A 26481-nucleotide genomic window follows, 5' to 3' on the forward strand; every position below is an offset into this window, starting at 1 on the left:
GAACGGTATATTGGATCCCGGCTCGGAGGCCGGGATGACATCGAAGGGGTGGCGAGGGCGCAGGATTGATGACGATTTCGGGGGCAACCGCCAACACCAAGGGGCCGCCGTACACTGCGCGTCTTTCAGGACCGCGGGTCCCTTACCACAGCGTCTTGGCGGCGCGGGCGGGCCAGGCCTTGTCGTAGGCCTCGCCGCCGACGCGGCCCTCGCTGAGCGCGGCGAGAATCTGGCCGGCGGTCGGCAGGCTCTTGGGATCCACCTGAGCCTGCGCGTCCCACAGCCTTGCGCGCACGATGGCGCGGGCGCACTGGAAGTAGAGCGTCTCGATGGAGACCACGATGACGCTGCGCGGCGGCTTGTCGTTGACCGCGAAGGAAGCGAGCAGCTCCGGCTGCGTGGAGAGCACGGCGCGGCCGTTGCAGCGGATTGTGGTGCCCGAGCCCGGAATCATGAACAGCAGCCCCACGCGCGGATCGCGGACGATGTTGCGCAGCGAGTCGACGCGGTTGTTGCCGGCCCGGTCGGGGATCATCAGCGTCTTGTCGTCGTGGATGCGTACGAAGCCGGGCAGATCGCCGCGCGGCGAGCAGTCCAGCCCCTCGGGCCCGGCGGTGGCGAGCGCCACGAAGGGCGCCGCCTCGATGAACGCCCGATACTGGTCGGTGACGCGGGGCACTTCCTTGACGATCGAGGCGTCCACCGGCGTGCCGTAGATCGCCTCGAGCTGGTCCAGGGTGTCGATGGTGTCCATGCAAGGCTCCTTGTGGCCGCCCGTTGTGGCGATCGCGGGTGAAACGAGACTTCGGCGTGCTACCCGGCGTAGCGGGTCAGCAGATCCACCAGCGCCTCGCCGGCGTCGGCAAGCGCGCCGCCGTTGTCGAGCGTGCAGACATCGTCACCGGCGATGGGTTGGGCCGCGCGGGCCAGACGGGCCGCGACATCCTCCGCGCTCTCGCGGCCGCGGCCGGCGAGGCGGGCGGCGAGAACCTCGCGCGGCGCGGTGATCGAGACGATGCGGCAGTTTTCGAACTGCGCGCGCGCCGCCGTGATGCTGCCGCGCGAGATGTTGGCGATCACCACGCGGCCTTGCGCGAGATCGTCGCGAAGGCCGCCGGGCAGGGCGTAGCCCAGGCCGTGCGCCTGCCAGTGCAGCGCGAAGCGGCCGGCGTTCGCGTCATCCGCGAAGGCCTCCGGCGTCACGCTGTCGTGATCCTCGAGATCGGCGGTGGCCGCGCGCGTGACGATGCGGCGGACGAAGACGAATCGCGGATCCGAGCCGAGCCGTTCCGCCGCATAGGCGAGCAGGCTGTCCTTGCCGACGCCGCTGGGCCCGACGACGGCGACGAAGGTGCCGCCCGCCTCCGGGGATGGCTCCGCGCGCGCCATCACGACACCCGCCGGCCTTCGCGCCAGACCGAGCGGATCAGCGGCACGTCGCCGTCGGTGCGCACCCGCACCAGATCCGCGCGGCGTCCCACGGCGATCATGCCGCGGTCCTCGAGCCCGACGGCTTCCGCCGGCGTCTTCGTGACCATGTTGATCGCCGCGTTGACCGAGATGCCTTCGACGGTTTCCGCCAGCATGAAGGCGGATTGCAGCAGCGAGAAGGGCACGTAGTCGGACGACAGCACATCGAGCAGACCGGCCTCGGCCAGTTTGCGCGCCGCCACATTGCCGGAATGCGAGCCGCCGCGCACCACGTTGGGCGCGCCCATCAGCACCTTCATGCCCGCCTTGTGCGAGGCGCGGGCGGCGTCCAGCGTGGTGGGGAATTCGGCGACCGCGATGCCCTGGCCCACTGCCTCGTCGACATGCGCCTGAGTGGCGTCGTCATGGCTGGCGAGCACGATGCCGCGCTCGTGGCACTGGCTCGAGATCGCGGCGCGGTTGGCGTCGGAATATTTGCCGGCCTGGGCCATCCGCATGGCGGAGAAGGCCTCGAATTCGGCGTCCGACATGCCGGTCTTGCCCTGGTAGTAGATCTTGTAGGCGTCGAGGCTGACAAACTGGCGCTGTCCGGGCGTGTGATCCATCAGCGAGGCGAGCCTGACGCGCTCGTCGTCGTCGAAGAGATGAAAGCCCTCGAGCGCGTCGGGCGAAGACACCTCGCAGCGCAGGTGAATGAAGTGGTCGGCGCGCAGACGGTCCGACGTCTGGGCGAATTCGATGGCGTCGGCCAGTAGCCGCATGTCGGCGGAGGTGACGCGAGAGTCCTCGTCCATGCCGACGCGCAGGGCGTCGAACACGGTGGTGATGCCCGACGCGGCGATCTGCGCGTCATGCGCCTGCACGGCGGCGAGCGGGTTCCAGCGCACGCCGGGGCGCGGCGCGTAGTGGCACTCCAGGTGATCGGTGTGCAGCTCGATGAGGCCGGGGACCAGCCAGTCGCCTTGCATGTCCTCGCCGGCGCCGGGGCTCGCGGTGTCAATCGCCGCGATCACCCCGTCGCGCACGCAGAGGTCGCCGTGGATGACGGTGTCGGCCAACACCAGGCGGGCGTTTCTGAATATCGTCTCACTCATCGGATCTGTCGGGCCTTGACTGTATGCCGGGGGCGGCAGGGGTTACGGGCAGCGCAGGTCATGCGCGGAAAATATGGTGAAATCGGCGCCGTCTTCCGGTTCGACGAACAGCGCCAGGGTGTCGACGGCAAATGGCGCGCTGGTGCCTTCCTCGCCGAGAAACGCGTGGAAGTGCGTGCGCAGCGCCGCTTCGACGCGCGGCTGGTCGGCCTCGGGCACGGGGCCCGTGAGCGTCATGTGGAAGCGGAAGTCGTCGAAGACGTAAGGATAGCCCCAGTCGCGGATGTTCTTGCGCTGCGTCTGCGTGAGACTCGCTTTCTCCCGCCGGGCGATCTCCGCGTCGCTCAACTCCGCGCGAAACGGCTCGAACGCCCGCACGGCCTCGCCGGCAAACGCCTGCAGGTGTGCCGAGGGTTCCGAGGGCACCAGCGCGAAGAAGGATCCGAGCCGCGAGAGCCGCAGCCCCGGCAGGATCACGGGCGCGGTCTCCAGGCAGTAGGCGGAGAGCGCCGCATCCAGCTCGGCCACGGACTTGCCGCGCGCCAGCCGGAACGGCGCCTTGACGGTGGCGTGGAAGCCATAGCGGCGCGGGGCCGCGGTGACCTTCGCCCAATCCTCGGTTGTGAGCGTGTCTGGACCGGAACCGTCAAGATCGGGACCCGACGGGACGCGTTCGCCATAGGCGTCGCGGCCGAGCCAGTCGACGGCGGCATGCAACAGCGGGTGGTCGCGTCGCGGCGTGAAATACAGGGCGGTGCGCATCGGGTTCGTCAGTCCGCGGATGGGGTCCGCATGCGAGCGCCGGTCCGGGAGGGGCCGGCAAGGATGAAGGCGCGCAAGCGGCAGCGTCAGATCGCCAGCTTGCGCAGCTGCTGCGATATCAGATCGACGATCGTCACCGTGACGACGACGATGATCAGAATGGCGGCCGTTTCAGCATAGTAGAAACCGCGGATGGATTCGAACATGATTTGTCCGATTCCGCCGGCACCGACAATGCCCAGCACGGTCGCAGAGCGCACGTTGGTCTCAAACCGGTAGAGCGAGAAGGAGATCCACAGCGGCAGCACCTGCGGCACCACGCCGAAGATGATCTCCTGCAGCTTGGAGGCGCCGGTGGCGCGGATGCCTTCCACGGGATAGGGATCGATGGCCTCGACGGCCTCGGAGAACAGTTTCGCGACGATGCCGGTGTTGTGCACGAAGAGCGCCATGACGCCGGCGAAGGGGCCCAGGCCCACGGCGACGACGAAGAGCACGGCGAAGACCAGCTCGTTGATGGCGCGGCAGGCGTCCATCAGCCGGCGCACGGGCTGCACGATCCACGCCGGCGCGATGTTGGAGGACGACAGCAGCGCAAACGGAATGCCGACGATCACGGCGAGCACCGTGCCCCACAGGGCGATCTGCACCGTGAGGATCATTTCCTCGAGATAATATTCCCAGTCGCGGAAGTTGGGCGACAGGAACGCCGAGGCGTATTCGCCCATGTTGCCGGCGTCGGTGTAGAGATAGGTGAAGCGGCTCATTTCCGCCGGCGCCCAGCTCCACAGCAGTCCCACGATCAGCGCGCCCCAAAGCGCATAGCTGAACAGAGTCCGCGTGAGCTCCTTCGGCGGAACCGGGATCGTGTGGGCGGGGGAGTGCGTGGTCATGGTCTTGTCCGGCGGGTTCTGTGAAAACGGCGGCGCGAGAGCGCGCCGCCGTCAGGGGGAAGATGACTGAGGATCAGACCTGCGGCACGGCGGCCATCAGGGCTTCGATCTTGCTCTTCTCGGCTTCCAGCTCCTTGAGCTTGGCGGTCTTCTCTGCAGCCGGCATCTTCTCGTCGGCCTGGATCTTGAAGATGTCCTTGGAGATCGCCAGCACGCGGATCGGGTAGAGCTGCGCGTCGGAAGAGGGCTTGAACGGCGCCCACTGCAGACCGGCGAGGATCTCGCGGGCCTTGGCGACGGCTTCCGGCGTGCCGATGCGGCCGTAGCTCATGAAGAACTTGTAGACCTTCGCCTTGGCGACTTCGTCGAGGTCGTTCTTCCACACGATCGGGTCGGACGGGATCAGCGGCGACTTCCAGACGATCTTGATGTTCTTGAAGGCTTCGGGATTGTTCTTCTCGATGCGCGACAGGTTCTCGGTGTTGTTCGTCGCCACGTCGACCTGCTGGTTGGCAACCGCCATCGCGTTGGTCTCATGGTTGGCGTTGCGGACCGTCTTGAAGCATTTCTTCGGGTCGACGTTGTTCTTGGCGAAGACGAAGGTGGTGGGGACCAGGAAGCCCGAGGTGGAGTTCGGATCGCCGATGCCGAAGTTGAGCGTGCCGTCGCACTTCAGCACGTCCTCGAGCGAGTTGATCGGGCTGTCCTTGTGGGCCAGCAGCAGCGACCAGTAGCCGGGGTTGCCCTCGACGTCGACGGTCTGGGCGAAGACTTCGCCGCCCGAACGGTCGACGGCTTCCATGGCAGACTTGTTGCCGAACCAGGCGACCTGCACCTTGCCAAACCGCATGCCCTCGATGACGCCGGCATAGTCGGAGGCGAAGAAGGCGTTGACCTTCAGGCCGGTCTCTTTTTCCATCTCGGCCAGGAACGGGTTCCACTGGGTCTTCAGGTTCTGCTGCGACTCGGTGGAAATGATGCCGAAGTTGAGCTCGGTCATCTCGGCCTGGGCGGCCGTGGTGAGCGAGAGAGCAAGCGCGGCCGCGGCGGCGCCCTTCATGATCGCGTTCATCGTATTCTCCATGTGCGAACCGGGGCGGCCCGCGTCCTTCGGACGCTTCAAGGCCGGTCCGGCATCAAAAAACCGGTCGGAATCCTTCGCTGAACCAGCATCGATTCAGCGGGGGACCGGGAGGGGCCTGACGCTGTGGTTCAGGCGGTTGCCAGCGCCTGGGCGCCGGATGCGGTTACGATCGCCGGCCGGTAGACGGGCTGACCGGAAGCTGGAGCGTCGGATACGGGCGCATCGGGAAGGATCAGTTCTTCCGACGCCTCGCCATACAGCTCCTTGAGAAAGTCGTTGGTCAGCGCCACCGATGGGCCGTCATAGACGATGCCGCCGTCCTTCATGGCGATGGCGCGCGGGCAGTAGCGGCGGGCGTATTCCACCTGGTGCAGGGAGACGACAATGGTCAGGCCGTCCTCGCGGTTGATCCCGGCGAGGATTTCCATGACGCGCTTGGCGGAGGCCGGATCGAGCGAGGCGATCGGCTCGTCGGCGAGCATCAGCTTTGCGCCCTGCACGAGCGCCCGGGCGATGGCGGCGCGCTGCTTCTGGCCGCCCGACAGCGTCGAGGCGCGCTGGCGCGCCGTGTCGGCGATGCCGACGCGGGCCAGCGCCCGCATGGCGGCTTGTTTTTCCGATCCGGTGAACATGCCGAAGGTGCCGCGGAACGTGCTGATCTGTCCGAGGAAGCCGATCAGCACATTGGTCAGCACCGACAGGCGGTTGACCAGGTTGAACTGCTGGAAGACGACGCCAATCTGCCGGCGGATCTCACGCGCTTCGCCCGACAGCCTGCCGTTGACCTGGATCGTCTGGCCGGCGATGGAGATGGTGCCCGCGTCTCCGCGCTCCAGCCCGGCGATGTGCCGGATCAGGGTCGACTTGCCCGATCCCGACGCGCCGATCAGAGCCACCATTTCGCCCGCCGGAATCGTCAGGGAAACATCGTTGACGGCCAGCTTGCGGCCAAAGCTCTTGGAAAGCGCATCGATCTTCACGGCGGTCATAAGCAATCCCTCGGTTGATGCTCGTGCGTACCGTGTCTGTGTTGCGCCCGTATTTCGCTTTCGTGACAGTTGGGTGACATCGGCTTTTTTTAGCCGCCGAACATCATGCCCGGAGGGCGATGACTCTTCGTGACGCTCCAGAAACGCCTCGATGGGGAGGTTTCTGAAATCATCCAGCGCGGCGCGCAGGCGCGCGTGATCCCAGTTCCACCAGGCAAGCGCCTCCAGCCGGTCGGCGATGTCCGGCGAGAAGCGGCGCTTGATCGGCTTGGCGGCGACGCCGCCGACAATCGCGTAGGGCGCGACGTCCTTGCTGACGACGGCGCCGGCGGCCACCACCGCGCCGTTGCCGACGGTGACGCCCGGCAGCACGGTGGCGCCGTGGCCGATCCAGGTGTCGTGGCCGATGGTGACGCGATTGGCCCGGCGCGCGGCGAAGAAGTCGGGCTCGTTTTCGGCGTCGTCGAAATAATCGCCCGCGCGGTAGGTGAAGTGATGCAGCGTCGCGCGCTGCATCGGGTGGTTGGTGGCGTTGAGACGCACGTGGCTGGCGATATTCGCGAACTTGCCGATATCCGCCGCCCAGACCTGGCAGTCCTGCATCAGGTAGGAATAGTCGCTGACGCTGCTCTCGGTGATCACGCAGCGCTCGGAAACCTCGGTGTAGATCCCGAGTGTCGTGGCGGTGATCTCCGCCGTCTCATGGATGAGGGGTGTTTCCGACAGCTTGCTCATGCCGCGGTCTCCGAGCGCCGGGAGAAGGCGGCGACGTCGATGACCCGGTCGGCGACGACCTCGCGTACGTCGTGGTCGTGGAAGATGCCGAGTATGGCGACCCCGGCGGCCTTCTTCTCGTTGATCAGCGAGACGACGACGGCCCGGTTCTCCGCGTCCAGCGAGGCGGTCGGCTCGTCGAGCAGCAGGATGGCGTGATCGGAGATGAAGCCGCGCGCCACGTTGATGCGCTGCTGCTCGCCGCCCGAGAACGTCGCCGGGGGCAACTCCCAAAGCGCCCTGGGCACATTGAGGCGCTGGAGCAGATCTTCGGCGCGGGCGTAGGCCGTATCGCGGTTCGCGCCCTGGGTCACCAGCGGCTCGGCGACCACGTCGCGGGCGGAGACGCGCGGCACGACACGCAGGAACTGCGACACGTAGCCGATGGTCCGCGCCCGCAGCGCATGAATGGTGCGCGGGTCGGCGGAAGCGATGTCGATCAGCCCGCGGTCGTCGGTGGAGAGGATGATCTGGCCCTGGTCGGTGCCGTAGTTGCCGTAGATCATCTTCAGGATCGAGCTCTTGCCGATGCCGGAGGGGCCGCCGAGGACGACGCATTCGCCGCTGCCGAGCGAAAAGGAGACGCCGGAGACGACCGGGATCTGCATGCCGCCGCGCAAATGCATGGTGAAGCACTTGCCGACGTCGGTGAGGATGAGACGGGCGGGCATGGTCAGACCTGCAGGATGGAGGAAACGAGAAGCTGGGTGTAGGGCTCGCGCGGATCGTCGAGAACGCGATCGGTGAGGCCCGCCTCGATGATGCGGCCCTCCTTCATCACCATCATGCGGTGCGACAGAAGGCGGGCGACGGCGAGGTCGTGGGTGACGATGACGACCGCCAGGCCGAGATCGGCCACAAGCTGGCGCAGAAGATCCAGAAGCCGCGCCTGCACCGAGACGTCGAGGCCGCCGGTGGGCTCGTCCATGAAGATCAGCCGCGGATTGGTCACCAGATTGCGGGCGATCTGCAGCCGCTGGCGCATGCCGCCGGAGAAGCTTCGCGGCGGATCGTCGATCCGGTCGGTGGTGATCTCGACGCGCTCCAGCCAGCTCATCGCTTCCTTGCGGATGTTGCCGTAGTGGCGCGCGCCCACCGCCATCAGCCGTTCGCCGACATTGGCGCCGGCGGACACGCTCATGCGCAATCCGTCGATGGGGTTCTGGTGCACGAAGCCCCAGTCGGTGCGCATCAGGATGCGGCGCTCGGCTTCCGACATGCGGTAGAGATCGCGCACGGTGCCGTCGCGCATGCGGTATTCGACGCAGCCGGCGGTGGGCGTCAGCCGGGTGGCGAGACAGTTGAGCAGCGTCGTCTTGCCCGAGCCGCTCTCGCCGACGATCGCCAGGACCTCGCCGGGCCAGAGCGCCAGGGAGGCGTCGCGGCAACCGATGCGGTCGCCGTAGAATTTGCTCAAGCCGGAGGCGCGCAACAGCGGCAGGTCGTCGATGGTCGCCGCCGGGACTTGGGACGAGGGGCTCATGCGGAGGCCTCCTTGGTATCTGTGACCGGGAAGCCGGCAACGGCGGCCTCCCTGGGGCCATGCCCGTCGGCGCGGCGGCCCTCGCAATAGTCGGTGTCGGAGCAGACGAACATCCGCCCGCCCGCGTCATCCAGGATCACCTCGTCGAGATAGACGCCGGTGGCGTGGCACAGGGCGCAGGGCTCCGAGAACTCCTGGATCTCGAAGGGATGATCCTCGAAATCGAGGCTGACCACGGAAGTGTGCGGCGGGATGGCGTAGATGCGTTTCTCGCGGCCCGCGCCGAAGAGCTGCAGCGCCTCGCAGTCGTTCATCTTCGGATTGTCGAACTTCGGGATCGGCGAGGGATCCATCACGTAGCGCCCGGCGACGTTGACCGGATAGGCGTAGGTGGTGGCGATGTGGCCGTGCCGGGCGATGTCCTCGTAGAGCTTGACATGCATCAGCCCGTATTCCTCGAGCGCGTGCATCTTGCGGGTCTCGGTCTCGCGCGGCTCCAGGAAGCGCAGCGGCTCGGGGATCGGCACCTGGTAGACGAGGATCTGGCTGGCGGTGAGTTTCGCTTCCGGAATGCGGTGGCGGGTCTGGATGATCGTCGCCTCGGCCGTCGCCGTCGTGGTCTTCACCCGGGCGGTTTTCTCGAAGAAGCCGCGAATCGCCACCGCATTGGTGGTGTCGTCCGCGCCCTGGTCGATAACCTTCAGCGTATCCTCGGGGCCGAGCACCGCGGCGGTGACCTGCACGCCGCCGGTGCCCCAGCCGTAGGGCATGGGCATTTCGCGGCTGGCGAACGGCACCTGGTAGCCGGGGATCGCCACGGCTTTCAGCAGCGCGCGGCGGATCATCCGCTTGGTCTGCTCGTCGAGATAGGCGAAATTGTAGACCGGTCCGGAGGCGGTCTGTTCGGTGCCCGTCAGTCGGGTTTCTGTCTGGCTCATGTCGGTCATTCAGCCGCCTCCTGCGTGCCGGTCGCCTGCGTCTTCAATCGCGCGTCGTGTTCGGCGCGCATGCGCCGCACCAGATCGAGTTCCGCCTGGAAGTCGACGTAGTGCGGCAGCTTCAGGTGCTCGACGAATCCGGTCGACTGCACGTTGTCGGAATGCGAGAGCACGAATTCCTCGTCCTGCGCGGGGGCCACCCGGTCCTCGCCGAATTCGTCCGCGCGCAGCGCCCGGTCGACCAGTGACATGGCCATGGCCTTGCGCTCGGAGTGGCCGAACACCAGGCCGTAGCCGCGGGTGAACTGCGGCTGGGCCTTGGCCGATCCGGTGAACTGGGTGACCATCTGGCACTCGGTCACCTGGATGCGGCCGATGGAGACGGTGAAGCCCAGCTCCGGGATCTCGACCTCCACCTCGACCTCGCCGACGCGGATCTCGCCGACGAAGGGATGGGTGCGCGAATAGCCGCGCTGGGTGGAGTAGCCCAGCCCCAGCAGAAAACCCTCGTCGCCGCGCGCCAGCGCCTGAAGCCGCAGATCGCGATCGGCCGGAAACGACAGCGGCTCGCGCGTCAGGTCGCCGACCTCGGCGTCGGGATCGGGCTCGCCGTCGCCCTCGATCAGGCCCTCGTGGCCGAGCAGGTCGGTGACGCGGGGAATGGCGGCCTCCGCGTCGGGCTCGGCGCGCAGCGGCTCCGGCGTATCCGTATCCTGTCCCAGCGACGGGTCGAGCAGCCGATGGGTGTAATCGAACGTCGGCCCCAGCAGTTGCCCGCCCGGCAGGTCCTTGAACGTGGCCGAGATGCGCCGTTCGGCGATCATCTTCGCGGTGTCGAGCGGCTCGGAAAAGCCAAAGCGCGGCGCTGTGGTGCGGTAGGCGCGCAGCAGGAAGATCGCCTCGATCATGTCGCCGCGCGCCTGCTTGAGGGCGAGAGCCGCAAGATCGCGGTCATACAGCGAGCCTTCCGCCATCACCCGGTCGACGGCCAGTGAGAGCTGGCTGGTGATCTGCTCCAGCGTGATATCGGGAAGGGTGCGATCGCCGCGCCGCTTGTCGGCAAGCTGGCGGTGGGCGTTGCGGATGGCGGTCTCGCCACCCTTGACGGCAACATACATGGCTCAGGCCTCGCCTTTTCCGATGGTGGTGGAGCGCGGCAGGGCCGCGATGGCGATGGCGCTCACGAAGATCAGGTCCACGCCTCGCGGGTATTGCGCGTGGTTGGCCGCGGCCTGTTCCCAGAAGCCGGCGGACAGGCCCTTGGGCGCGAAGGTCCGCGTACCCTTGATGCCGGGTCCGCTGAGCGTCACCGGGTCGCCGCCGGTGAGGCTCGAAAGCGGCACGATGATCGTTGTGGAGCGGTCGGGATATTCGGGCGTGCCCTGCGGGAACTGCGACAACGCGGGCAGGTGCTTGAGATCGGCGGCGACCGCGAAGCTGGCCGCGCCCGCATCATTTGTGACCGGCGCTCCGGTCTGAAACCGCAGCCAGTCGGCGACGACGGTTGAGCCGCCCGGGGCGGCGCTGAACAGCACCGGCGTGTCCTGATCGGCGAGCGCGCACAGAATGTCGGCGGCGAGCGGCGGCAGCGGCTTGGGTGGATGGGTGCGGGCCGCCAGCGGCACGATCATGCCCGGGCGGGCCAGCGCATCCAGCACCGCGCGGAAGGTGGCCTGGGAATCGAAGACCGGCGCACTGAATCCGCCGGTGAAGCTCTGGGCGGATGCGGTCATTCGTCTTCTCCGCGCACCATGGTGAAGAAGTTGACCTTTGTGGCCGCCGCCTCCTCGCGGGTTTGCCGGTCGGCCTCCTCAAGCGATCTGGCGAGCGGGGCGAGCAGCGCGGCTTCCACGGCCTTGCGATGTTCGGGACGCTGCCACAAGCCGTCGAAGACCGCGGCAAGTCGCGCCTTCTCCAGATCGCGGCCCAGCACGCAGGAGAAACCGACTTCGCCGCTGTCTAACCGCACGGTGGCGCGCGAGACCGTGGTTTCGCCCAGATTGAAGGGCGCGCCGCCGCCGCCGATGCGTCCGCGCAGCATGATCATGCCGCTTTCCGGGCCGCGCAGCATTTCCGCCGCCGGCGGATCGCTCCAGGTTTCCCAGGCGCCGCGCAGGCTTTCGGTGGGTGCGCGTGCGAGCAGGGTCATCGCTTCCTGGCGGGTCATGGACAGGCTCCTCGAAACGGTGGTCAGGCAACCAGTGCGCCCTGCGCTCTCGCATGAGGCCGCGTCCGGGCGTATTGGTGATCTTCGTGGCTGTATGTCACACTACATTGTCTAGTGATCTATACAACCATATTTTAGAGTGCTATTCCTATCGGGCAAGCATGACGGAGCGATGACAGCAGATGACGCTTTCGGGAGACGGGGAAGAGACGCCGGGCCTTCACGCCGAGCCGGCCGGGTTCGCGATGGAACGGGCGGGCGGCGTGGCGCTGTGGCGGCAGATCGCCGAGCGGCTGAAGGCGGATATCCGCGCCGGCGTCTGGGCGCAAGGATCACGGCTGCCGGCGGAATCGGCGCTCGCCGAACGCTTCGGCGTCAACCGCCATACCCTGCGCCGGGCCGTCGCGGAGCTTGCGGCGGAAGGTCTGCTGGCGGCGCGGCAGGGCCGCGGCACCTTCGTCGAGAGCGTTCCGATCAGCTATCCGATCGCCTCGCGGACCCGGTTTTCGGAAATCATCGGGCGTCAGGCGCGCTCGCCAGGCGGCCGGCTGATTTCCTCAAGCCGCGAGACGGCAAGCCCATGGCTGGTGGAAAAGCTGCGGCTCAGGCCTGGCGAATCCGTGCACCGGCTGGAGACCCTGCGGGTTGCCGACGGGGTGCCGATCTCGCTGTCAACGAGCTGGTTTTCCGCCGAGCGCTTTCCCGACCTGGTGAGCCGCTATGCGGAAACCGGCTCGGTGACCATGGCGCTGGCCGCGCACGGACTTGAAGATTACACGCGCCAGCGCACCGACATTTCCGCCCGGCTTGCCGAGCCGGAGGAGGCGCGTTGGCTGAAGCTCGCGCCCGGCGCGCCGGTGCTGGTGAACGATATTGTCAATGTGGACGGCGAGGGCGTGCCGATCCAGGTATCGCACAGCCGCTTCGCGGCCGAACGCATCCAGCTGACGGTGGAAAGCTGACGGGCCGACCCGGCATTCTCCGCGACAAGGCGGCTCAGTCGGTCGGGTAGAGCGCCAGCTTGCGGGTGACGTCCTTGTAGGTCAGAACGACACGGTTGCTGGCGATCTCGGTGACTGACCAGGACGCGAGCTTGTCAAAAAGCCCCACCCAGACCTGCACGCCGGTCGCGGTATGCGCCAGCAGCGCCTTTTTCTCACCGCCGGCGATCATCACGCCGACGAGACCGTAGTCCAGCGGCGGTGGCGGCGGCGGCGCCACCTCTTCGATTACCGGTTCGGGGGCCTGTTCGAGCGGCTCGGGCGCAACGTCTGCCACGATGTCACCGGGCATGGTGCGGCCCTCGATGAACAGCGGCCGTTCGACAATGGCGGTCAGCGTGGCGGGATCGGGCGCGTCCCAGTCCGGCAGACTGCGGTCTTCGGGCGCGGGGGATTGACTGTTCGCGGCGCTGCCGCGCAGGGGCGAAATGTCGACCTGATGCCGCAGCAGTTGGGCAAAGCCCGCGGCGGTCAGCGCCAGCAGGCCGCAGAGCGCCAGCGACGGTATGGGAGGCAGAAGGCGCGGTCGCATCACCCGTCCTCCTCCGCGACCTTCAGCGGCACGTGGACGTCGAGCCGCAAGGACAGCGGCAGCTTCTGTCCCGGCATGCGTTCGCCGAAGATCAACTGGCGGCGCAGGTCGAGGCCGGCGATGAAGATGAACGGCTTGTGGTTCTCGAGCGCGCCGATCAGGTCGCGGACCGCGCCGATCTCGCCCTCGCACTCGATGCGCAGGCCGATGGTGCGGAATTTCTCGAACGGGCGGGCCTGCAGCGGCGAGACGCTGATGACGGAGACATTGTTGTCGCGCGCCTGGGTCTGAATGAATGCCTGCACATTCGCGGCGACGATCGACTCGCTCTGGCCGTCCCACGCCTGACCTTCCCATTCGCCGGAATCCATGGATGCGGCGGGCGCCTGACCGGAGATGATGGCCTGGAAGCGGCCAAGATTCACCCGCGCGGTCTCGATCTGCGCGCCGAGCGCCGCATAGCTGTCGTAGGCGGGGATGGCGATGAAGAGGATCAGGCTCGCCACCAGCCCGGCAAGCAGGGCGAGCGCGGCCACGCGGCCCGGCAGCACGCCGAGGGAATGGCGCAAGGAAGGGGCATGGGACCGCAAGACCCCGAAGTCCGGAGACTCTCCTGGTCCGCGTGTCAAAGGCGCGTCAACCATCGTTCGTCTCCAGTGTGAACGAGATGTCGAAGCGCTCGCTGCGGTCGTCAGGATTCATGGTGACCGGGCTGACGAAGGAGACGCCGGAGAGCTGGTCAAGCGTCTCGAGCTTCTCGATCAGCGGCGCGGCGCTGTCGGCAAAGCCGCTGATCCGGCCGCTGCGCCCGCTGATCTGCATCTCGGTCAGCCAGACGCCCGAGGGCAGCGTTTCCGACAGCGCGTTCCAGACGCCGGCGAGCGACGGCGAGCGCGCCTTCTCGCGCTGCAGCAGCGCGTTGGTCTCGAATTGCGCCTCGGCATCGGCCTGCGCCTTGCGCAGCCGCAGCGCCCGGGTTTTGGCTTGCGTGACCCGCGCGTCGAGCGCCTCATAGGCCGAGGCGCGCTGCTGGTAGGCGGTGCCCGCGGCACCCAGCGCCAGCAGCACGACAGTGGCCGCGAGCCCCGCGTTGACGCGGCGCCAGAACGTTTGCCTGCGGTCGGCCGCCGTGGTCAGCTTGAGCAGCCGCAACGGCGTGGCGCCGGCGGCGGCGAGTTCGGAGATCTCAACACCCGCTTCGCCGGCGAGATTGAGGATGGTCAGGATGTGGTTGCGGCGCAGGATCACCGTCTCGACGCGCAACTGGCCGCCAGCCCTGTCCAGGATGCGCCATTTCCACAGGGCTGTATCGGGATTGAAGGGGTGGATTTCTCGACGTCCAGATCGACGATCGTGTCCAGGTTCGCCTGCGCCCCGGCCGGGTAGGAGGCGATGCGCGAGAGATAGAGATCCGCGCCCAGATGCACCGTGAGCGGTTCGCGCTCCTTGCCGGCCGCTTTCAGCCGCGTATGCAGCAGGTTCCATGAGGGCGCATCAAGCGCGGCGTGAAACGGGCCTGCGTCTCCGGCGCCCTTCGAGACGTCCACGCGCACGCCGTGCTTGGCTCCGCGAGACAGCAGCCGGCCCAGGCGCGAGGCGGCAAGCGGGGCGGCGCACTGGGCGAGCTCCCCGCGCCACCACGTCCAGAACCGGCCGGCCGCGCGCCACAAAACTGGAAAAGAGGAATTGTCGGTTAGTCGGAGCATGGGCGTTGTGTTTTACTGGCGACTACGGATGCAAATCGGGCCCTTGCGTGGGGCCGGACAATGGGTTTCGGAGTATGTCTTTCGTGCAGCAATTCGGCGCAAGCCGCGAGGCGTTTATAGATAGCATGTCGGCGGCGCTCCTGGAAATGGAGATGCTCGATCAGGCAGCCGTCGCCCGTGCGCGCAGGGCCTATGGAGAGACCAAGGCCGGCTTCGACACGGTGCTCACCGAGCTGGGGCTGCTGAGCGACGAGCAACTGGCCACCTTCTGGTCGAAGTGGCTGGAGATCCCCCTGCTTTCGGAAATGCAGCAGCCGGATGAGCCGATTCTCGCCGACCTCCTGACGCAAACGTTTCTCGCCGCCAATTCGGTGGTGCCGGTGCGGCTCGAAGGCGAGGAGCTGTGGGTCGCCATGGCGGACCCGCTCGACAAGGCGGCGATCTCGGCGATCGAATATCTGCTGGACGCCGAGATCCGGATCGTGGCGGCTACCCGCAAGCAGATCGCCGAGCTTCTCAAGCAGCTTTATGAAAGCTCCGTGTCGGTGCACCAGGACGGCGGCAGCGCGGCGCATGAGGCCCACGCCAACGACAGCGACGTGGAGCACCTGAAGGCGCTGGCAAGCGACGGCCCGACCATTCAGCGGGTCAACAGCATCCTGTCGCAGGCGCTGGAGCGCGAAGCCTCCGACGTGCATCTGGAGCCGGACCAGTACGGGCTGCAGGTGCGTTTCCGCATCGACGGCTATCTGCAGGAGGTGGAGAGAATCGAGCCGGGCGCGCGCGCCGCCGTGATCTCGCGCGTCAAGATCATGGCGCGCATGGACATCACGGAACGCCGCGTGCCGCAGGACGGCCGGGTGTCGGTGACCATCCGCGGCCGCAACGTCGATCTGCGCATCTCCACCCTGCCGACCGTGCACGGCGAGAGCACCGTGATCCGGCTGCTGCGGCGCGAGGAAGCGAACCTCAACTGGGACAAGCTGGGGTTCTCCAAGGACATCCAGGCCAAGCTCGGCGATGTCCTGTCGGACCCGAACGGCATCTTTCTGGTCACCGGTCCGACCGGCAGCGGCAAGACCACGACGCTGTATACCGCGCTGCGCCAGCTCAACGCGCGCGAGCGCAAGCTGGTTTCGGTCGAGGATCCGGTCGAGTATCAGCTTCCGGGCATCAACCAGGTGCAGGTGCAGCCCGAGATCGGCCTCGATTTCGCCAGCGCCCTGCGCTCGATCCTGCGCCAGGACCCCGACATCATCATGATCGGCGAGATCCGCGATCTGGAGACGGCGGAGATCGCCATTCGCGCCTCGCTCACCGGCCATCTGGTGCTCTCCACGCTGCATACCAATTCCGCCGCCGCCGCCATCACCCGGCTGATCGAGATGGGCACCGCGCCCTATCTGGTGGCGGCCTGCGTCCGCGCGGTGCTGTCGCAGCGTCTGGTGCGCACCTTGTGTGATCAGTGCAGCGCGCCGCTGGAAGCCTCCGCCCTGCCGCCGGCGCTCCGCGGCAAGGTGGGAGAGCAGGGCGGCGGCTTCCGGCGGCCGGTGGGGTGCGACGCGTGCCGGGGCACGGGATACGCGGGCCGCACGGTGATCTCGGAACTGCTGATGATCGACGGCCCGGTGCGCGAACGCATTCTGGCCGGCGGCGGCGAGGACGCAATCTCGCGCGCGGCGGAGGCCTCGGGCAATCCGCAACTGATCGATCACGGGCTGGAGGTGGCCCAGCAGGGACGCACGTCGCTTGAGGAAGTGATCAGCATCGCCGGACGGCGCGGGTAAGGGGTACGGATTTCACGACAGATGGCTGAATTTCAGTTCAAGGCCTATTCGCCGCAGGGCACGCTGGTCTCCGGGAGCCTGGAGGCGGTCTCGGAGGCCGCCGTCTTCGCCTCGCTGCGCGAGCGCCAGATGATTCCCGTCGAGATTTCCGCCGGCGCGGATCCGGCGTCCGCCAGCGGTGGCCGCCAACCCGCGAAGACGCGCTACGACCGGGTTTTCCTGGCCCGCTTCACCCGCATGATGGCGAGTCTGCTGGCCTCTCATGTGCCGCTGATCGATGCGGTGGCGATCACCCTGGAAAACGAGAAGAAGGCCAAGCCCCGGCGGATTCTCGAGGGTATCCGCAAGGCGATCCTGAACGGCGCGGCGCTGTCCGAGGCGCTGGAGAAGGCGCCGGGATTTTCGCCCGCCTACTACCGCTCCATGGTGGTCGCCGGCGAGAGATCGGGCTCGCTGGGCGTGGTGCTGGGCGATCTGGCCGAGCAGATCGAGCACGAGCAGACGATTCGCAGCCGCATCCGCTCCGGCCTGCTCTACCCGGCGATCCTCTTCGTGACCTCGCTGGTGGTGCTGTTCGTGATCTCCTCGGTGCTGATCCCGGCGATCACGCCGCTGTTCGAGAACTCCGGCAAGGAGTTGCCCGCGGCCATCGCCCTGGTGACGGGGGCCCGTCTCTTCGTGACCGAGAACTGGGCCGCCCTGCTGATCGGGCTGGCGCTCTGCGTTGTGGTCGCCGCGCGGGCGTGGCGCCAGGTCTCCGTGCAGCGCGCCGTCGAACGCATGATCTTCGCCACGCCTCTGATCGGCTCGTTGAAGGCCAATGTGGAAGTGGCGCATTTCGCCAAGACGCTGGGTATCATGCTGCGCAACGGCGTTTCTCTGGTGCATTCCCTGGAGGCGACCGCCGGTGCTCTCAAGAGCCATGCCTCGCGGGATCTGGTGGCGCGCGCCATCGCCGATCTGCGCGACGGCGAACGGCTGGCCGACAGCATCGACGCGGCCGCGCATTTTCCCATGCTGGCCAAGCGGCTGATCCGCATCGGCGAGGAGACCGGCACGCTTCCCGATATGCTCAACCATGTGGCCAAGACGCTGGAGGAGGAATCCACCCGGCAGGTGGCGCTGGTGTTCCAGCTTGTGCCGCCGGTGCTCACCCTGCTGATCGGCCTGGGCGTGGGCTCGTTCATCCTGGTGATCATGGACGCGGTGCTCAGCGTCAACGACCTGGCGTTCTGACGATGGCGCAGCGTGTTTCCCCTTTCCGTCGCAAGACCCGCAGGCGCGGCTTCGCGTTGCTGGAGTCCGTCGTGGCCTTCGCGATCCTGGCGATGATGCTGGCGATGGTCTACCGCACGGTGGGCGCGGGCGCGCGTGGCGTGGAACGCGCCGAGCATGTGGCCGGGGCGCTGGAGCTGCTGCAATCGGAGCTCGACCGGCTGGCAACGGGACCCGCGCTCGCTGTGGGGACGGATACGGCGTCGATGGATGAGACGTTCGGCCGGACGCTGCGCATCGGCAAGGTTGCACTGGCGGATGCATCGCCCGGCGACCCGCAGGCGAGCCTGTACCGCATCGAGATCGCCGCCTTCCGCAAGACCGACCCCGCCCGCCCGGTGCTGGCGCTCAGCGCGATGCGGCTGCAGCGGGATCCGCCATGACCCGCACGATCTCCAAGGCCGGCGCGGCTGGCGTGGCGCGCAAACGGCGCCGGGCCGGCTTCGCCCTGCTGGAATTGCTCATCGGCATCGCGGTGCTGGGGTTGCTGGCGACGATTGTCTCGGGATCGATGACGTTCGGCCGCCGGGTGTGGGAGCGCTCGGCGGTGATCTCGCAAAGCGGGCGGCAACTGGCGGCGATGGACTATCTGCGCCGTCAGATCGCCCAGGCGCTGGTGATCCCGTCGCCGGATCTCGACGAGGACGAACAGCCGAGCCCGTTTGACGGACGGCCCGACCGGGTCAGCTTCGCGTCGTTTCAGCCCACGGGCGCCGATGGTCCCGATCAGCCCTATATGCTGAGCGTCGAGCGGCTGCCCGGCGAGACGGCGCTGACGGTGTCCTTCGCGCCGATGTTCGCGCCCGCATCGGCGGAGCAGAAGCGGCCGCTCAGGCTGCTCGACGGCGTGCAGGCGATCCGGTTTCGCTATTTCGGCCGCATGCTCGACGGCGACTCGACCCGCTGGCGCGACTCCTGGAGCGGCCAGCCGCAATTGCCGCGGATCGTCGAGATGACGCTGACTCTCGCTGAGGGCGCGCGGACCGAAAGCCACACCCTGAGCATCCGGCCGAGGCTGCATTGAGCGGGCCGCTACCAGTTGGTGATGTCGGTGTCCTCGCCGCTGCCGCCGTCCGAGCCGTCGCGGCCCAGCGTGTAGAGGTCGAATTCGGAGAACTGGCCGGGATAGCGGTAACGGTAGGGCCGGCCCCACGGGTCGGTCAGCGCGGAGCTCTTTTTCAGATAGGGCCCGTTCCAGCGGGTTTCCGCCGGCGGCGCCTCGACAAGGGCGGCAAGGCCGGTGTTCTCGGCCGGGTAGCGGCCGGTGTCGAGGAAGTAGAGCTCCAGCGCGTTCTCGATCTCCAGGATCTGCAGGCTGGCGGTCTTCGATTTCGCGCGGCTGAAGAAGGAGATGGCGCGCGGGCCGATGACGCTGGCGACAAGCGCGATGATCGCCAGGACGACCAGCACCTCGAGCAGGCTGAAGCCGCGTCTTGAGGACCGCTTGCGCCCCGTTCCGGATCTGATGGCTCTCAACACGAAACAACTCCGACAAACCAGTTATGAAAACATGCGTGCCGCACGGTAATGACATTTTTGCGGCCGCAACAGCGGGTTTGTGAGCGTGCCACGGGTTTGCTCTCCCGCGCTATACCCACGACAGCGGGCCGAACAGCCATATTGCCCACAGCCCGAGCGACAGATGCGGGCCGAAGGCGAGGCGGCGCGACAGCGCCCGGCTGTCGCCCTCCATCCGGCGGACGAGCAACAGGGCGATCGCCGAAAGACAGCCGATCAGCAGCACGCCGGGCAGGGCGGCCGGGCCGACCCAGGCGCCCGCCGAGGCGAAGAGTTTCGCGTCGCCCATGCCGATGCCCGAGCGGCCGCGCAGCCGGCGGTAGGCAAGATCGCAGCCCAACAGGAACAGCCCCGCGGTCAATCCGCCCAGCGCATGGATCCAGACTGCCGCCGGATCAAAGTGCCAGGTGGCGAGGAGCCCCAGCGGAAACAGCCCGAGGCTGACGCGGTCGGGGATGTAGAGCTTGTGGCTGTCGATCACCGCGCCGAACACCAGCAGCCCGCCCAGCACGCCGCCCGCGATCACCGCCGCGACCGGCATCGCGCCGCCGGTGATCCAGGCCGCGCCCGCCATCACGGCGAATAGCCCGCCAAAAAGCGCCGCCGTTCCAACCGGCTTGCGTTTTCTGCTATTAGACACATCCACAGCCATGCTGGAATTCCCGGGACCCCATGCCTCGCCTGTTTCGCCCAAAAACCCTGCTCGCGGCGCTCCGGACACGGCGCGTTTGCCTGCCCTTCGGTCGCGCGCGGGGCGCACGGGCGGCTTTTCCATTCTCACGGTTGTATTAAGTCTGGCGCTGCTTGCAAGCATTACCATCGGGTTCACGGCGGTGGTGAACAATCGCACCGCGCGGGTCTCGAACACGATACAGGCGGCCCGGGGCGCGTTGCTGGCGGAGGCCGGAGTGGAGATCGCGGTGGCTCGCCTGCTCGGCGATCTGGCGCGGCCCGAAGGCGCGGCACGGCGCGTCAAGGCCGACGCGACGCCGTTCCTTTGCGGCCTTGAGGGCGAGGGGGCGCTCGCGATCTCGATCCAGGATGCGGCGGGGCAACTCGATCTGAACGAGGTCTCGCCGGACCTCTTGCGCGCCGTGCTCGGCGTCTTCGCCACGGCCGACGAGGCCGCCGCGATCACCTCGGCCGTGGTCGCGCGGCGCACGGCGACGCCGTTCCGGCTGGTGGAGGAACTGGCGGCGCTGCCCGGCGTCGGCGCCGAACTCTATACGGCTGTGTCTCCGCATCTGACGCTGTACAGCGGCTACACGGGGCTGGCGCAGGAGAATGTGGCGCCCGCCTTGCGCGCCCGGCTCGCGGCGATCGATCCGCCCGGCGCCTCGTTCTTCGGCTCCCTGCCCACCGACCGCGTGTTCGCGGTGAACGTCGTCGCCCGGATTTCCGCGCAGCGTGGCTACCGGCTGGAGACGATCGTGCATCTCGATCCGGAAGACCCCCGTCCCTATCGCCCGCTGCGCTGGCGCGGGCAGGGGATGCGCGCTGCTTCCACCGGCCGCGGCGGCCGTCCGGGAATGACTTTGCGCGATCTGGCGGGACCGCTGCCGCCTTGCGTGGTGACGGCGTTTTGATGGCGTCGCGAATGCCGGCCGCCCCATGCTGGAAAGCCCTCGGCGAAAGTACCACCATCCGGGGTCGTTTGTACGTGTTATCGCAAATTAAATCGGCCCGGACACGGCATCTGGTGTAGTGTTTGCGCCTGTTCCGTGCTGGAGTGCGTGGAGGCCGGAAACGCTGGCGATTTTTCCCAAAACCAGGCGAAAATAAAGAATCGGTATGACGGTGGGTTTGCGGGTATCTGTCCGATTTTTCAGTGGCATTTTGTTGACGTCGGCCGTCTTGCTGGGTGGTTGCGCGGAAGGCCTGATGGGAGTGTCGGAGGACGGGGGCGCTGCGCGTGGTTCCGTCTCGCCGAGCGGATTCAGCCGCGCGTTTCTTCCCACCAATTCCGTGAGCCGTCATACGACCCCGGCCACCTCGTCGGACGCGCAGCTTTTCCCCGGAACCGGTGAGTTCGTCGGGACCGCCCAGAATCAGCCTTTCGAGGTGGCCGACGACGAGCGGGTGCATCTGAACCTTGTGGAAGCCAGCATCGAGGCGGCCGCCAAGGTCGTGATCAGCGACATCCTGCAGCGCAACTACATCATCGACCCGCGCGTGAGCGGCAAGATCACCATCCAGACCACCAACGCCATCGACAAGAAGGCGCTTTTGAGCACCTTCAACACGCTGCTGGCCTTCAACGGCGCCGCCCTGGTGGAGCGTGACGATGTGGTGCGTATCGTGCCGGCGTCCGATCGCGGCGCCCTGCCGGTGGACGGCAACATCAACCGCTCGGCGCTTCCCGAGGGCATTGGTCAGTCGGTGAAAATCGTGCCGCTGGACTATGTGTCCGCCGAGGAAATGGCGCGATTGCTCAAGCCGATCGTCGGCGAGGACAAGGTGTTGCACGTCGACACCCGGCGCAACATCCTGCTGCTGGCGGGCAACCGGCGCGAGATGGCCACGGCCCTGGACGCGGTCAATCTGTTCGACATCGACCAGATGAAGGGCATGTCGTTCGCGCTGCTGCCGATCAAGAACGCCGAGCCGGACGCTCTGGTCACCGAGCTCGAGACCATCTTCGCCACGGAGGACGGCGGCGCGCTGAAGGGACTGGTGCGCTTCGTACCCAACAAGCGGCTGTCGTCGATCCTGGTGATTTCGGCGCGCCCGCGCTACCTCAAGCAGGCGCAGCAGTGGGTGTCGCGGCTCGACCGGATCGCCGGCGGCACCAAGCGCCAGCTGTTCGTCTATTCGATCCAGAACCGCGAGGCGTCGGAACTCGCGAGCCTGCTGGAGACCATTCTGGCGGACGGCAACGGCACCGGGTTCCAGGTCACGACCCAGCCGGTGACCCGGGTGGACGGCGCCTTCGAGACGGCGGCTTCGGCGAACGGCAATACGCCGTCGTTGTCCGGCACGGGGCTGGGCAGCAGCGGTTTGGGGCGCTCCACGCCGAGTTTCGGCGCCGTGACGCCCGCCACACCGCAGGGCGCCAGCCTGTCGGCCGCGGAGCTGACGCAGAACCGGGCGCTGGGCGGCCAGGCCGTGCGCGTCGTGGCGGACGAGGCCAACAACGCCATCCTGATCTACGCCACGCCCGACGAATACAACGCCATCCTGACCATGCTCAGGCAGATGGACTCACTGCCCAACCAGGTGCTGCTGGAAGCCACCATCGCGGAAGTGACGTTGACCGATCAGCTCAAGTTCGGACTGCGCTGGTTCTTCGAGAGCGGCAATTTCTCCCTCGGATTGTCCGATGCGACCGGCAGCGCCATCGGGCACAATTTTCCCGGTTTCTCGTTCCTGTTCTCCGGCGGCCAGTCGGCGGTGGCGCTCAGTGCGCTCTCCTCGATCACCGACGTGAACATCATCTCCTCGCCGAACCTGATGGTGCTGGACAACCGCAAGGCGGTGCTGCGCATCGGCGATCAGGTGCCGATCGCCACCCAGCAGGCCGTCGACACCACCGCCATCAACACCACCATCAACACCATCGAACTGCGCGACACCGGCATCATCCTCACGGTGGTGCCGCGGGTGAACGACAGCGGCCGGGTGATCCTCGACATCGAGCAGGAGGTCTCCGACGTGGTCAAGACGACGACGTCGGGCATCGATTCCCCCACCATTCGCCAGCGCAAGGTGACCACGACCGTGGTGGTCAACGATGGCGACAGCCTGGCGCTGGGCGGACTGATCCAGCAGCGCGCCGACGTCACCAAGTCGCAGGTGCCGATTCTGGGGGATGTGCCGCTGATCGGCAATCTGTTCCGCCAGAAGGAAGACACGCAGAAGCGCACCGAGCTGCTGATCCTGATCACGCCGCATGTGGTGCGCGACTTCCGCGAGGCGAACGACGTCACCGACGAGTTCCGCAAGCAGCTCGGCGGCCTGCGGGCGCTGGGCGACAAGCCCCAGGGCGGCCTCAAGCACAAGGTCCAGCGCCTGCTGCGGTAGGGCGGCCTGCCCGCGCCAGAGCCGGCGAGCGAGGCACGCGCGCCGCGTTCGCGTTCACCGCAGCATGGGCCTTGTTTTACCGGACCTGATCCAGTTCCGGATCCGCCAGCGCGACGTTGGGAAGTGGCAAGCCTTGCGGAATGGAGATGGGCGCATGTGCCAAGGAAACGCTCTAGGATGACGTCCACACTTGGCCGACGCCTTTCGACAGCACGGAACTCAGGCGAGGGCCCGCGAAATCGATAAAGGCGCGGAGCTTTTGGGGGACGAGACCGCCCCCATAGAGAATGCTGACCGGCCAAGCCTCTGGCTCTTCGGTTTCGAGAGCGATCGCAAGGCGCCCTGCAGCCACCGCGCCGGCCACCTGATAGGACAGGACCCGCGCGATGCCGAGCCCGGCCTCGGCCGCATCGATGGCGGCTTCCGCCGTGTTGACAATCAGCCGCGACCGGATTCGTACCTGCCTGTCATCCCGCCCGTTGCCGAACCGCCACCGGTCGGCAGACATCAGGTTCTCGAAGGTGATGCAATCGTGATGCGCAAGGTCTTCGGCGCGCTCCGGCCGGCCCCGCGCCGCCAAGTAAGCCGGACTGGCGCAGACCACCCATCGCACCTCCCCGAGCCGGCGCGCCCTGAGGCTGCTGTCTGGCAAGTGGCCGATGCGGATCGCCGCATCGATCTGCTCTTCGTGAAGGCTGACCAGACGGTCGCTCTGTTCCAACTTGACGTCGACGTCCGGGTAGGCCTTCAGGAAGTCCGCGAGCACGGGCACCATGTGCAGGCGTCCGAAGACAATTGGCGAAGTCAGGGTCAGCAGCCCCCGGGGTGTGCTGTATTCACCGGCAGCGGTGCGTTCCGCTTCCGCCACCTGCTCCAGTATGCGCCGACACGCCGCGACATAGACCGTTCCGGCTTCGGTCAGCGCCAGCCCCCTTACAGACCGTAACAGGAGCTGAGTGCGGAGCTTTTCCTCCAGTTCCGCAACTCTTCGGCTGACCGTGGCGAGGGGCATCCCAAGTTCGCGCGCACCGGCCGAGAGGCTGCCGGCATCCACGGCGGCAATGAGGATGGACATGGAGTCGAGGCGGTCGGCCATGTTTCCAATTTCCGAGAGGATGGCTCTCAAAAGTATGCTCTGCATGCGGGAATTGGAACCCTCTATGTTGGCATTATCGAAACCAACCCCAAGGAGACTGCCATGTCCCGCATTGATATTCCCGCCACGATCGAAGCCGCCCCCGAGGCCTCCCGGCCGCTTCTGGAACAGGTCAGCAAGCAGCTCGGCAGCGCCCCGAACCTGTTCCGCCTCGCAGCCCAAAGCCCGGCCGCGCTGGAAGGCTATCTCGGTCTCTTCGGCGCGCTCGGGAAGGGCCGCCTGCCGGCCGCCACCCGTGAGCGGATCGCACTGGCGATCGCCGAATACAACGGCTGCGGCTATTGCCTGTCGGCCCATACCTATCTCGGCGCGAACCTGGCCAAGCTGTCGCCCGAAGAAATGGCTGCCAATCGTAAGGGCCGGTCGACCGACGCCAAGGCCAATGCCGCGGTGGTCTTCGCGGTGAAGGTCGCCGAGAGGCGCGGCCATGTCTCAGACGCCGACCTCGGCGATGTCCGCGCCGCCGGCTACGACGATGCGCAGATCATCGAAATCGTGCAGCACGTCGCGCTCAACATCTGGACCAACTACCTCAACGAGGTGGCCCGGACTGAAATCGACTTCCCCGTGGCCGAAGGCGTCGCCGCCTGAGCCTTGCCCTTCGGCGGCGGGACCTGCGCCCGCCGCCGTTCAACATCGAAGGAGCCGGAGATGAGCCGCCCCCGTTTCCCCCATTCACTGATGAGACCGCCGCCCACAAGGCGCGCCTGGTCGAGGACGCTTGGAACAGCCGCGATCCCGAGGCCGTCTCGCGCGCCTGCACGCGGGAGAGTCGCTCGCGCAACCGCACCATCTTCCTGGACGGCCGTTCGGAGATCGTTGCCTTCCTTGCCGAGAAATGGCGGACGGAACGGGAGTATCGCTCGATCAAGGAACTCTGGGCTTTCGAGGGCAACCGGAGTGCCGTGCGTTTCGCCTGTGAATGGCGTGATGATACCGGCCAGTGGTTCCGCGCCTGCGGCAACGAAAGCTGGGAACTTGATGACAACGGGCCGATGGCTGTCCGCCATGCCAGCATCAACGATGTCGCCATTGACGAGTCAGAGCGGCTCTTTCACTGGCCGCAGGGTCGCCGCCCCGATGATCACCCCTCATTGAGCACGTTGGGGCTGTGACCATGGTGCAGGGTCCAGACACGCCCAGCGACGTAGCCTTCTCGCCGGCGGTGAAAGCAATCCAGGCAACCAAGGGCTCGCGCGAGGCCTATGCGCGGATGGAGGCGCAGCGCCCCTGGCTGGACCGGATCACGCCGGACCTCGCGCAGTTTATCGGTGAGCAAACCAGCGTCTTCCTCGGCACCGCGAATGCGGCGGGGCAGCCCTACATCCAGCACCGCGGCGGACCGGCGGGCTTCTTGAAAGTGCTGGGGGACCGACAGCTCGGCTTCGCCGATCTTGCCGGCAACAGGCAGTACATAACGCTCGGCAACCTCTCGGAAAATCCCCAGGCCTTCCTGTTCCTGATCGACTATGAGCGGGCGCGGCGGGTGAAACTCTGGGGCACAGCCCGGGTGGTGGAGGACGCCCCCGATCTCGTAGCCCGTCTGCGCGCCGAGGGTGGCAAGGGCCGGCCCGAGCGGGCGATTGTCTTCTCCATCACGGCCTGGGACGTGAATTGCCGCCAGCACATTCCCCAGCGGATCGACGCGGCACACGTGGCGGCGATGCTTGCCGAGCGCGACGCGCGGATCGCGCGCCTGGAGGCCGAGTTGCAGGGTTACCGCGGGCGCCCAACCGCGCCGGATCTCTGACGCCGCGCGGCAATATCAGCTTGCACATCTCCGGCTTGCTCAGACTTGAAGATGGTCAGGAAAGCGACCTTATCGCCCGGAGAGGGGACAATTCGGTTCCCGCGGAAAATCCACCAGCGAT

General features: G+C 67.1%; 30 protein-coding genes and 1 pseudogene. 10 read left to right on the top strand and 21 right to left on the bottom strand.

Going from position 1 to position 26481, the window contains the following annotated elements; translation table 11 throughout:
• Positions 1-142 precede the first annotated feature (142 nt).
• The 14 genes and pseudogenes from D1F64_RS02625 to phnG form a co-directional block, all read right to left on the bottom strand.
• Complete coding sequence (locus D1F64_RS02625) at positions 143-754, bottom strand: pyridoxamine 5'-phosphate oxidase family protein (protein ID WP_117411151.1); 612 nt, start codon at positions 752-754, stop codon at positions 143-145.
• A gap of 59 nt (positions 755-813) precedes the next feature.
• Positions 814-1389 (bottom strand): phosphonate metabolism protein/1,5-bisphosphokinase (PRPP-forming) PhnN, encoded by a 576-nt coding sequence (gene phnN / locus D1F64_RS02630; RefSeq protein ID WP_117414374.1) that lies wholly within the window; start codon positions 1387-1389, stop codon positions 814-816.
• Complete coding sequence (locus D1F64_RS02635; RefSeq protein WP_117411152.1) at positions 1389-2525, bottom strand: alpha-D-ribose 1-methylphosphonate 5-triphosphate diphosphatase; 1137 nt, start codon at positions 2523-2525, stop codon at positions 1389-1391. Before D1F64_RS02635 ends, phnN begins: the two co-directional genes overlap by 1 nt.
• Positions 2526-2567: 42 nt before the next feature.
• The gene (locus tag D1F64_RS02640) at positions 2568-3287 is read right to left on the bottom strand and encodes a DUF1045 domain-containing protein (RefSeq protein ID WP_117411153.1); all 720 of its coding nucleotides are present in this window, start codon (positions 3285-3287) and stop codon (positions 2568-2570) included.
• An 86-nt stretch (positions 3288-3373) separates the two neighbouring features.
• Positions 3374-4180: a phosphonate ABC transporter, permease protein PhnE gene (gene phnE / locus D1F64_RS02645; RefSeq protein WP_117411154.1), complete on the bottom strand. Its 807-nt coding sequence runs from the start codon at positions 4178-4180 to the stop codon at positions 3374-3376.
• A gap of 73 nt (positions 4181-4253) precedes the next feature.
• Positions 4254-5252 (bottom strand): phosphonate ABC transporter substrate-binding protein, encoded by a 999-nt coding sequence (gene phnD / locus D1F64_RS02650; RefSeq protein WP_117414375.1) that lies wholly within the window; start codon positions 5250-5252, stop codon positions 4254-4256.
• Positions 5253-5392: 140 nt separating this feature from the next.
• Positions 5393-6253 (bottom strand): phosphonate ABC transporter ATP-binding protein, encoded by an 861-nt coding sequence (phnC, locus tag D1F64_RS02655; RefSeq protein ID WP_117414376.1) that lies wholly within the window; start codon positions 6251-6253, stop codon positions 5393-5395.
• 129 nt (positions 6254-6382) lie between these two features.
• Positions 6383-6988, bottom strand: a pseudogene (locus D1F64_RS02660) (DapH/DapD/GlmU-related protein); the annotation flags it as partial.
• The gene (gene phnL, locus D1F64_RS02665; RefSeq protein WP_117411155.1) at positions 6985-7698 is read right to left on the bottom strand and encodes a phosphonate C-P lyase system protein PhnL; all 714 of its coding nucleotides are present in this window, start codon (positions 7696-7698) and stop codon (positions 6985-6987) included. The pseudogene D1F64_RS02660 and the gene phnL, both read right to left, overlap by 4 nt.
• Positions 7699-7700: 2 nt before the next feature.
• Positions 7701-8477 carry a phosphonate C-P lyase system protein PhnK gene (gene phnK / locus D1F64_RS02670; RefSeq protein WP_117414377.1) on the bottom strand — a complete coding sequence of 259 codons (777 nt, stop codon included), beginning with the start codon at positions 8475-8477 and terminating at the stop codon, positions 7701-7703.
• A 29-nt stretch (positions 8478-8506) separates the two neighbouring features.
• A complete protein-coding gene (locus D1F64_RS02675) occupies positions 8507-9448 on the bottom strand; it encodes an alpha-D-ribose 1-methylphosphonate 5-phosphate C-P-lyase PhnJ (RefSeq protein ID WP_117414378.1) in 942 nt (313 codons plus the stop codon).
• Positions 9449-9453: 5 nt separating this feature from the next.
• Positions 9454-10566 carry a carbon-phosphorus lyase complex subunit PhnI gene (locus tag D1F64_RS02680; protein WP_117411156.1) on the bottom strand — a complete coding sequence of 371 codons (1113 nt, stop codon included), beginning with the start codon at positions 10564-10566 and terminating at the stop codon, positions 9454-9456.
• 3 nt (positions 10567-10569) lie between these two features.
• Entirely contained in the window at positions 10570-11181 is a 612-nt protein-coding gene (gene phnH, locus D1F64_RS02685) for a phosphonate C-P lyase system protein PhnH (RefSeq protein WP_117411157.1), read from the bottom strand.
• Positions 11178-11615, bottom strand: coding sequence for a phosphonate C-P lyase system protein PhnG (gene phnG / locus D1F64_RS02690; protein ID WP_117411158.1), 438 nt, complete (start codon positions 11613-11615; stop codon positions 11178-11180). The genes phnH and phnG overlap by 4 nt, the downstream gene beginning before the upstream one ends.
• Positions 11616-11797: 182 nt before the next feature.
• Between phnG and phnF the strand changes: the two genes are divergently transcribed.
• On the top strand, positions 11798-12577 hold the full coding sequence (gene phnF, locus D1F64_RS02695; RefSeq protein ID WP_248304591.1) for a phosphonate metabolism transcriptional regulator PhnF: 780 nt from the start codon (positions 11798-11800) through the stop codon (positions 12575-12577).
• Between the two features lie 34 nt (positions 12578-12611).
• Here the strand turns inward: phnF and D1F64_RS02700 are convergent, their stop codons facing one another.
• The 4 genes from D1F64_RS02700 to D1F64_RS22990 form a co-directional block, all read right to left on the bottom strand.
• Positions 12612-13148: a hypothetical protein gene (locus D1F64_RS02700; RefSeq protein WP_117411159.1), complete on the bottom strand. Its 537-nt coding sequence runs from the start codon at positions 13146-13148 to the stop codon at positions 12612-12614.
• Positions 13148-13717, bottom strand: a complete 570-nt coding sequence (gene gspM / locus D1F64_RS02705) for a type II secretion system protein GspM (RefSeq protein WP_162901236.1) — start codon at positions 13715-13717, stop codon at positions 13148-13150. The genes D1F64_RS02700 and gspM overlap by 1 nt, the downstream gene beginning before the upstream one ends.
• Positions 13718-13784: 67 nt before the next feature.
• Positions 13785-14411: a PilN domain-containing protein gene (locus tag D1F64_RS02710; protein WP_162901237.1), complete on the bottom strand. Its 627-nt coding sequence runs from the start codon at positions 14409-14411 to the stop codon at positions 13785-13787.
• Positions 14393-14854 carry a hypothetical protein gene (locus D1F64_RS22990; RefSeq protein ID WP_162901238.1) on the bottom strand — a complete coding sequence of 154 codons (462 nt, stop codon included), beginning with the start codon at positions 14852-14854 and terminating at the stop codon, positions 14393-14395. Before D1F64_RS22990 ends, D1F64_RS02710 begins: the two co-directional genes overlap by 19 nt.
• Before the next feature lie 125 nt (positions 14855-14979).
• Between D1F64_RS22990 and D1F64_RS02715 the strand changes: the two genes are divergently transcribed.
• The 4 genes from D1F64_RS02715 (at position 14980) to D1F64_RS02730 (ending at position 18940) form a co-directional block, all read left to right on the top strand.
• Entirely contained in the window at positions 14980-16641 is a 1662-nt protein-coding gene (locus D1F64_RS02715) for a GspE/PulE family protein (protein ID WP_162901239.1), read from the top strand.
• 21 nt (positions 16642-16662) lie between these two features.
• Entirely contained in the window at positions 16663-17877 is a 1215-nt protein-coding gene (locus D1F64_RS02720) for a type II secretion system F family protein (protein WP_117411163.1), read from the top strand.
• 71 nt (positions 17878-17948) lie between these two features.
• Positions 17949-18299, top strand: coding sequence for a hypothetical protein (locus D1F64_RS02725; RefSeq protein WP_162901240.1), 351 nt, complete (start codon positions 17949-17951; stop codon positions 18297-18299).
• On the top strand, positions 18296-18940 hold the full coding sequence (locus D1F64_RS02730; RefSeq protein WP_117411165.1) for a type II secretion system protein GspJ: 645 nt from the start codon (positions 18296-18298) through the stop codon (positions 18938-18940). The genes D1F64_RS02725 and D1F64_RS02730 overlap by 4 nt, the downstream gene beginning before the upstream one ends.
• 8 nt (positions 18941-18948) lie before the next feature.
• Here D1F64_RS02730 and gspG read toward each other — a convergent pair whose 3' ends face one another.
• Complete coding sequence (gspG, locus tag D1F64_RS02735) at positions 18949-19392, bottom strand: type II secretion system major pseudopilin GspG (RefSeq protein ID WP_205470627.1); 444 nt, start codon at positions 19390-19392, stop codon at positions 18949-18951.
• 112 nt (positions 19393-19504) lie between these two features.
• Positions 19505-20086, bottom strand: coding sequence for an A24 family peptidase (locus D1F64_RS02740; protein WP_162901241.1), 582 nt, complete (start codon positions 20084-20086; stop codon positions 19505-19507).
• Between the two features lie 76 nt (positions 20087-20162).
• Here D1F64_RS02740 and D1F64_RS02745 point away from each other — a divergent pair, with 76 nt between their 5' ends.
• Together D1F64_RS02745 and gspD are read left to right on the top strand one after the other, a co-directional pair.
• A complete protein-coding gene (locus tag D1F64_RS02745) occupies positions 20163-21020 on the top strand; it encodes a general secretion pathway protein GspK (RefSeq protein WP_162901242.1) in 858 nt (285 codons plus the stop codon).
• A gap of 295 nt (positions 21021-21315) precedes the next feature.
• A complete protein-coding gene (gspD, locus tag D1F64_RS02750) occupies positions 21316-23454 on the top strand; it encodes a type II secretion system secretin GspD (protein WP_117414381.1) in 2139 nt (712 codons plus the stop codon).
• Between the two features lie 172 nt (positions 23455-23626).
• Here gspD and D1F64_RS02755 read toward each other — a convergent pair whose 3' ends face one another.
• Entirely contained in the window at positions 23627-24550 is a 924-nt protein-coding gene (locus D1F64_RS02755; RefSeq protein WP_117414382.1) for a LysR family transcriptional regulator, read from the bottom strand.
• A gap of 102 nt (positions 24551-24652) precedes the next feature.
• On the opposite strand from D1F64_RS02755, the gene D1F64_RS02760 reads away from it, so the two are divergent.
• The 3 genes from D1F64_RS02760 to D1F64_RS02770 are packed head-to-tail and all read left to right on the top strand — an operon-like array spanning position 24653 to position 26360.
• A complete protein-coding gene (locus tag D1F64_RS02760) occupies positions 24653-25201 on the top strand; it encodes a peroxidase-related enzyme (RefSeq protein ID WP_117411168.1) in 549 nt (182 codons plus the stop codon).
• 44 nt (positions 25202-25245) lie between these two features.
• A complete protein-coding gene (locus D1F64_RS02765) occupies positions 25246-25725 on the top strand; it encodes a DUF1348 family protein (protein WP_117411169.1) in 480 nt (159 codons plus the stop codon).
• Between the two features lie 2 nt (positions 25726-25727).
• On the top strand, positions 25728-26360 hold the full coding sequence (locus D1F64_RS02770; protein WP_117411170.1) for a pyridoxamine 5'-phosphate oxidase family protein: 633 nt from the start codon (positions 25728-25730) through the stop codon (positions 26358-26360).
• Positions 26361-26481 lie beyond the last annotated feature (121 nt).

The sequence above is a fragment of the Breoghania sp. L-A4 genome (genome assembly GCF_003432385.1).
Lineage (GTDB): Bacteria > Pseudomonadota > Alphaproteobacteria > Rhizobiales > Stappiaceae > Breoghania.

Coding starts and splice junctions, on each gene's coding strand:
- phnG (WP_117411158.1), bottom strand. CDS start 11,615: ATGACCCGCCAGGAAGCGATGACCCTGCTCGCACGCGCACCCACCGAA.
- D1F64_RS02635 (WP_117411152.1), bottom strand. CDS start 2,525: ATGAGTGAGACGATATTCAGAAACGCCCGCCTGGTGTTGGCCGACACC.
- D1F64_RS02700 (WP_117411159.1), bottom strand. CDS start 13,148: ATGCGACCGCGCCTTCTGCCTCCCATACCGTCGCTGGCGCTCTGCGGC.
- phnD (WP_117414375.1), bottom strand. CDS start 5,252: ATGAACGCGATCATGAAGGGCGCCGCCGCGGCCGCGCTTGCTCTCTCG.
- D1F64_RS02770 (WP_117411170.1), top strand. CDS start 25,728: ATGGTGCAGGGTCCAGACACGCCCAGCGACGTAGCCTTCTCGCCGGCG.
- phnH (WP_117411157.1), bottom strand. CDS start 11,181: ATGACCGCATCCGCCCAGAGCTTCACCGGCGGATTCAGTGCGCCGGTC.
- D1F64_RS22990 (WP_162901238.1), bottom strand. CDS start 14,854: ATGCTCCGACTAACCGACAATTCCTCTTTTCCAGTTTTGTGGCGCGCG.
- D1F64_RS02740 (WP_162901241.1), bottom strand. CDS start 20,086: ATGGCTGTGGATGTGTCTAATAGCAGAAAACGCAAGCCGGTTGGAACG.
- phnF (WP_248304591.1), top strand. CDS start 11,798: ATGACGCTTTCGGGAGACGGGGAAGAGACGCCGGGCCTTCACGCCGAG.
- D1F64_RS02720 (WP_117411163.1), top strand. CDS start 16,663: ATGGCTGAATTTCAGTTCAAGGCCTATTCGCCGCAGGGCACGCTGGTC.
- D1F64_RS02715 (WP_162901239.1), top strand. CDS start 14,980: ATGTCGGCGGCGCTCCTGGAAATGGAGATGCTCGATCAGGCAGCCGTC.
- D1F64_RS02760 (WP_117411168.1), top strand. CDS start 24,653: ATGTCCCGCATTGATATTCCCGCCACGATCGAAGCCGCCCCCGAGGCC.
- D1F64_RS02730 (WP_117411165.1), top strand. CDS start 18,296: ATGACCCGCACGATCTCCAAGGCCGGCGCGGCTGGCGTGGCGCGCAAA.
- D1F64_RS02675 (WP_117414378.1), bottom strand. CDS start 9,448: ATGAGCCAGACAGAAACCCGACTGACGGGCACCGAACAGACCGCCTCC.
- D1F64_RS02755 (WP_117414382.1), bottom strand. CDS start 24,550: ATGGCCGACCGCCTCGACTCCATGTCCATCCTCATTGCCGCCGTGGAT.
- phnC (WP_117414376.1), bottom strand. CDS start 6,253: ATGACCGCCGTGAAGATCGATGCGCTTTCCAAGAGCTTTGGCCGCAAG.
- gspD (WP_117414381.1), top strand. CDS start 21,316: ATGGGAGTGTCGGAGGACGGGGGCGCTGCGCGTGGTTCCGTCTCGCCG.
- D1F64_RS02625 (WP_117411151.1), bottom strand. CDS start 754: ATGGACACCATCGACACCCTGGACCAGCTCGAGGCGATCTACGGCACG.
- D1F64_RS02680 (WP_117411156.1), bottom strand. CDS start 10,566: ATGTATGTTGCCGTCAAGGGTGGCGAGACCGCCATCCGCAACGCCCAC.
- phnN (WP_117414374.1), bottom strand. CDS start 1,389: ATGGCGCGCGCGGAGCCATCCCCGGAGGCGGGCGGCACCTTCGTCGCC.
- D1F64_RS02640 (WP_117411153.1), bottom strand. CDS start 3,287: ATGCGCACCGCCCTGTATTTCACGCCGCGACGCGACCACCCGCTGTTG.
- phnL (WP_117411155.1), bottom strand. CDS start 7,698: ATGCCCGCCCGTCTCATCCTCACCGACGTCGGCAAGTGCTTCACCATG.
- phnE (WP_117411154.1), bottom strand. CDS start 4,180: ATGACCACGCACTCCCCCGCCCACACGATCCCGGTTCCGCCGAAGGAG.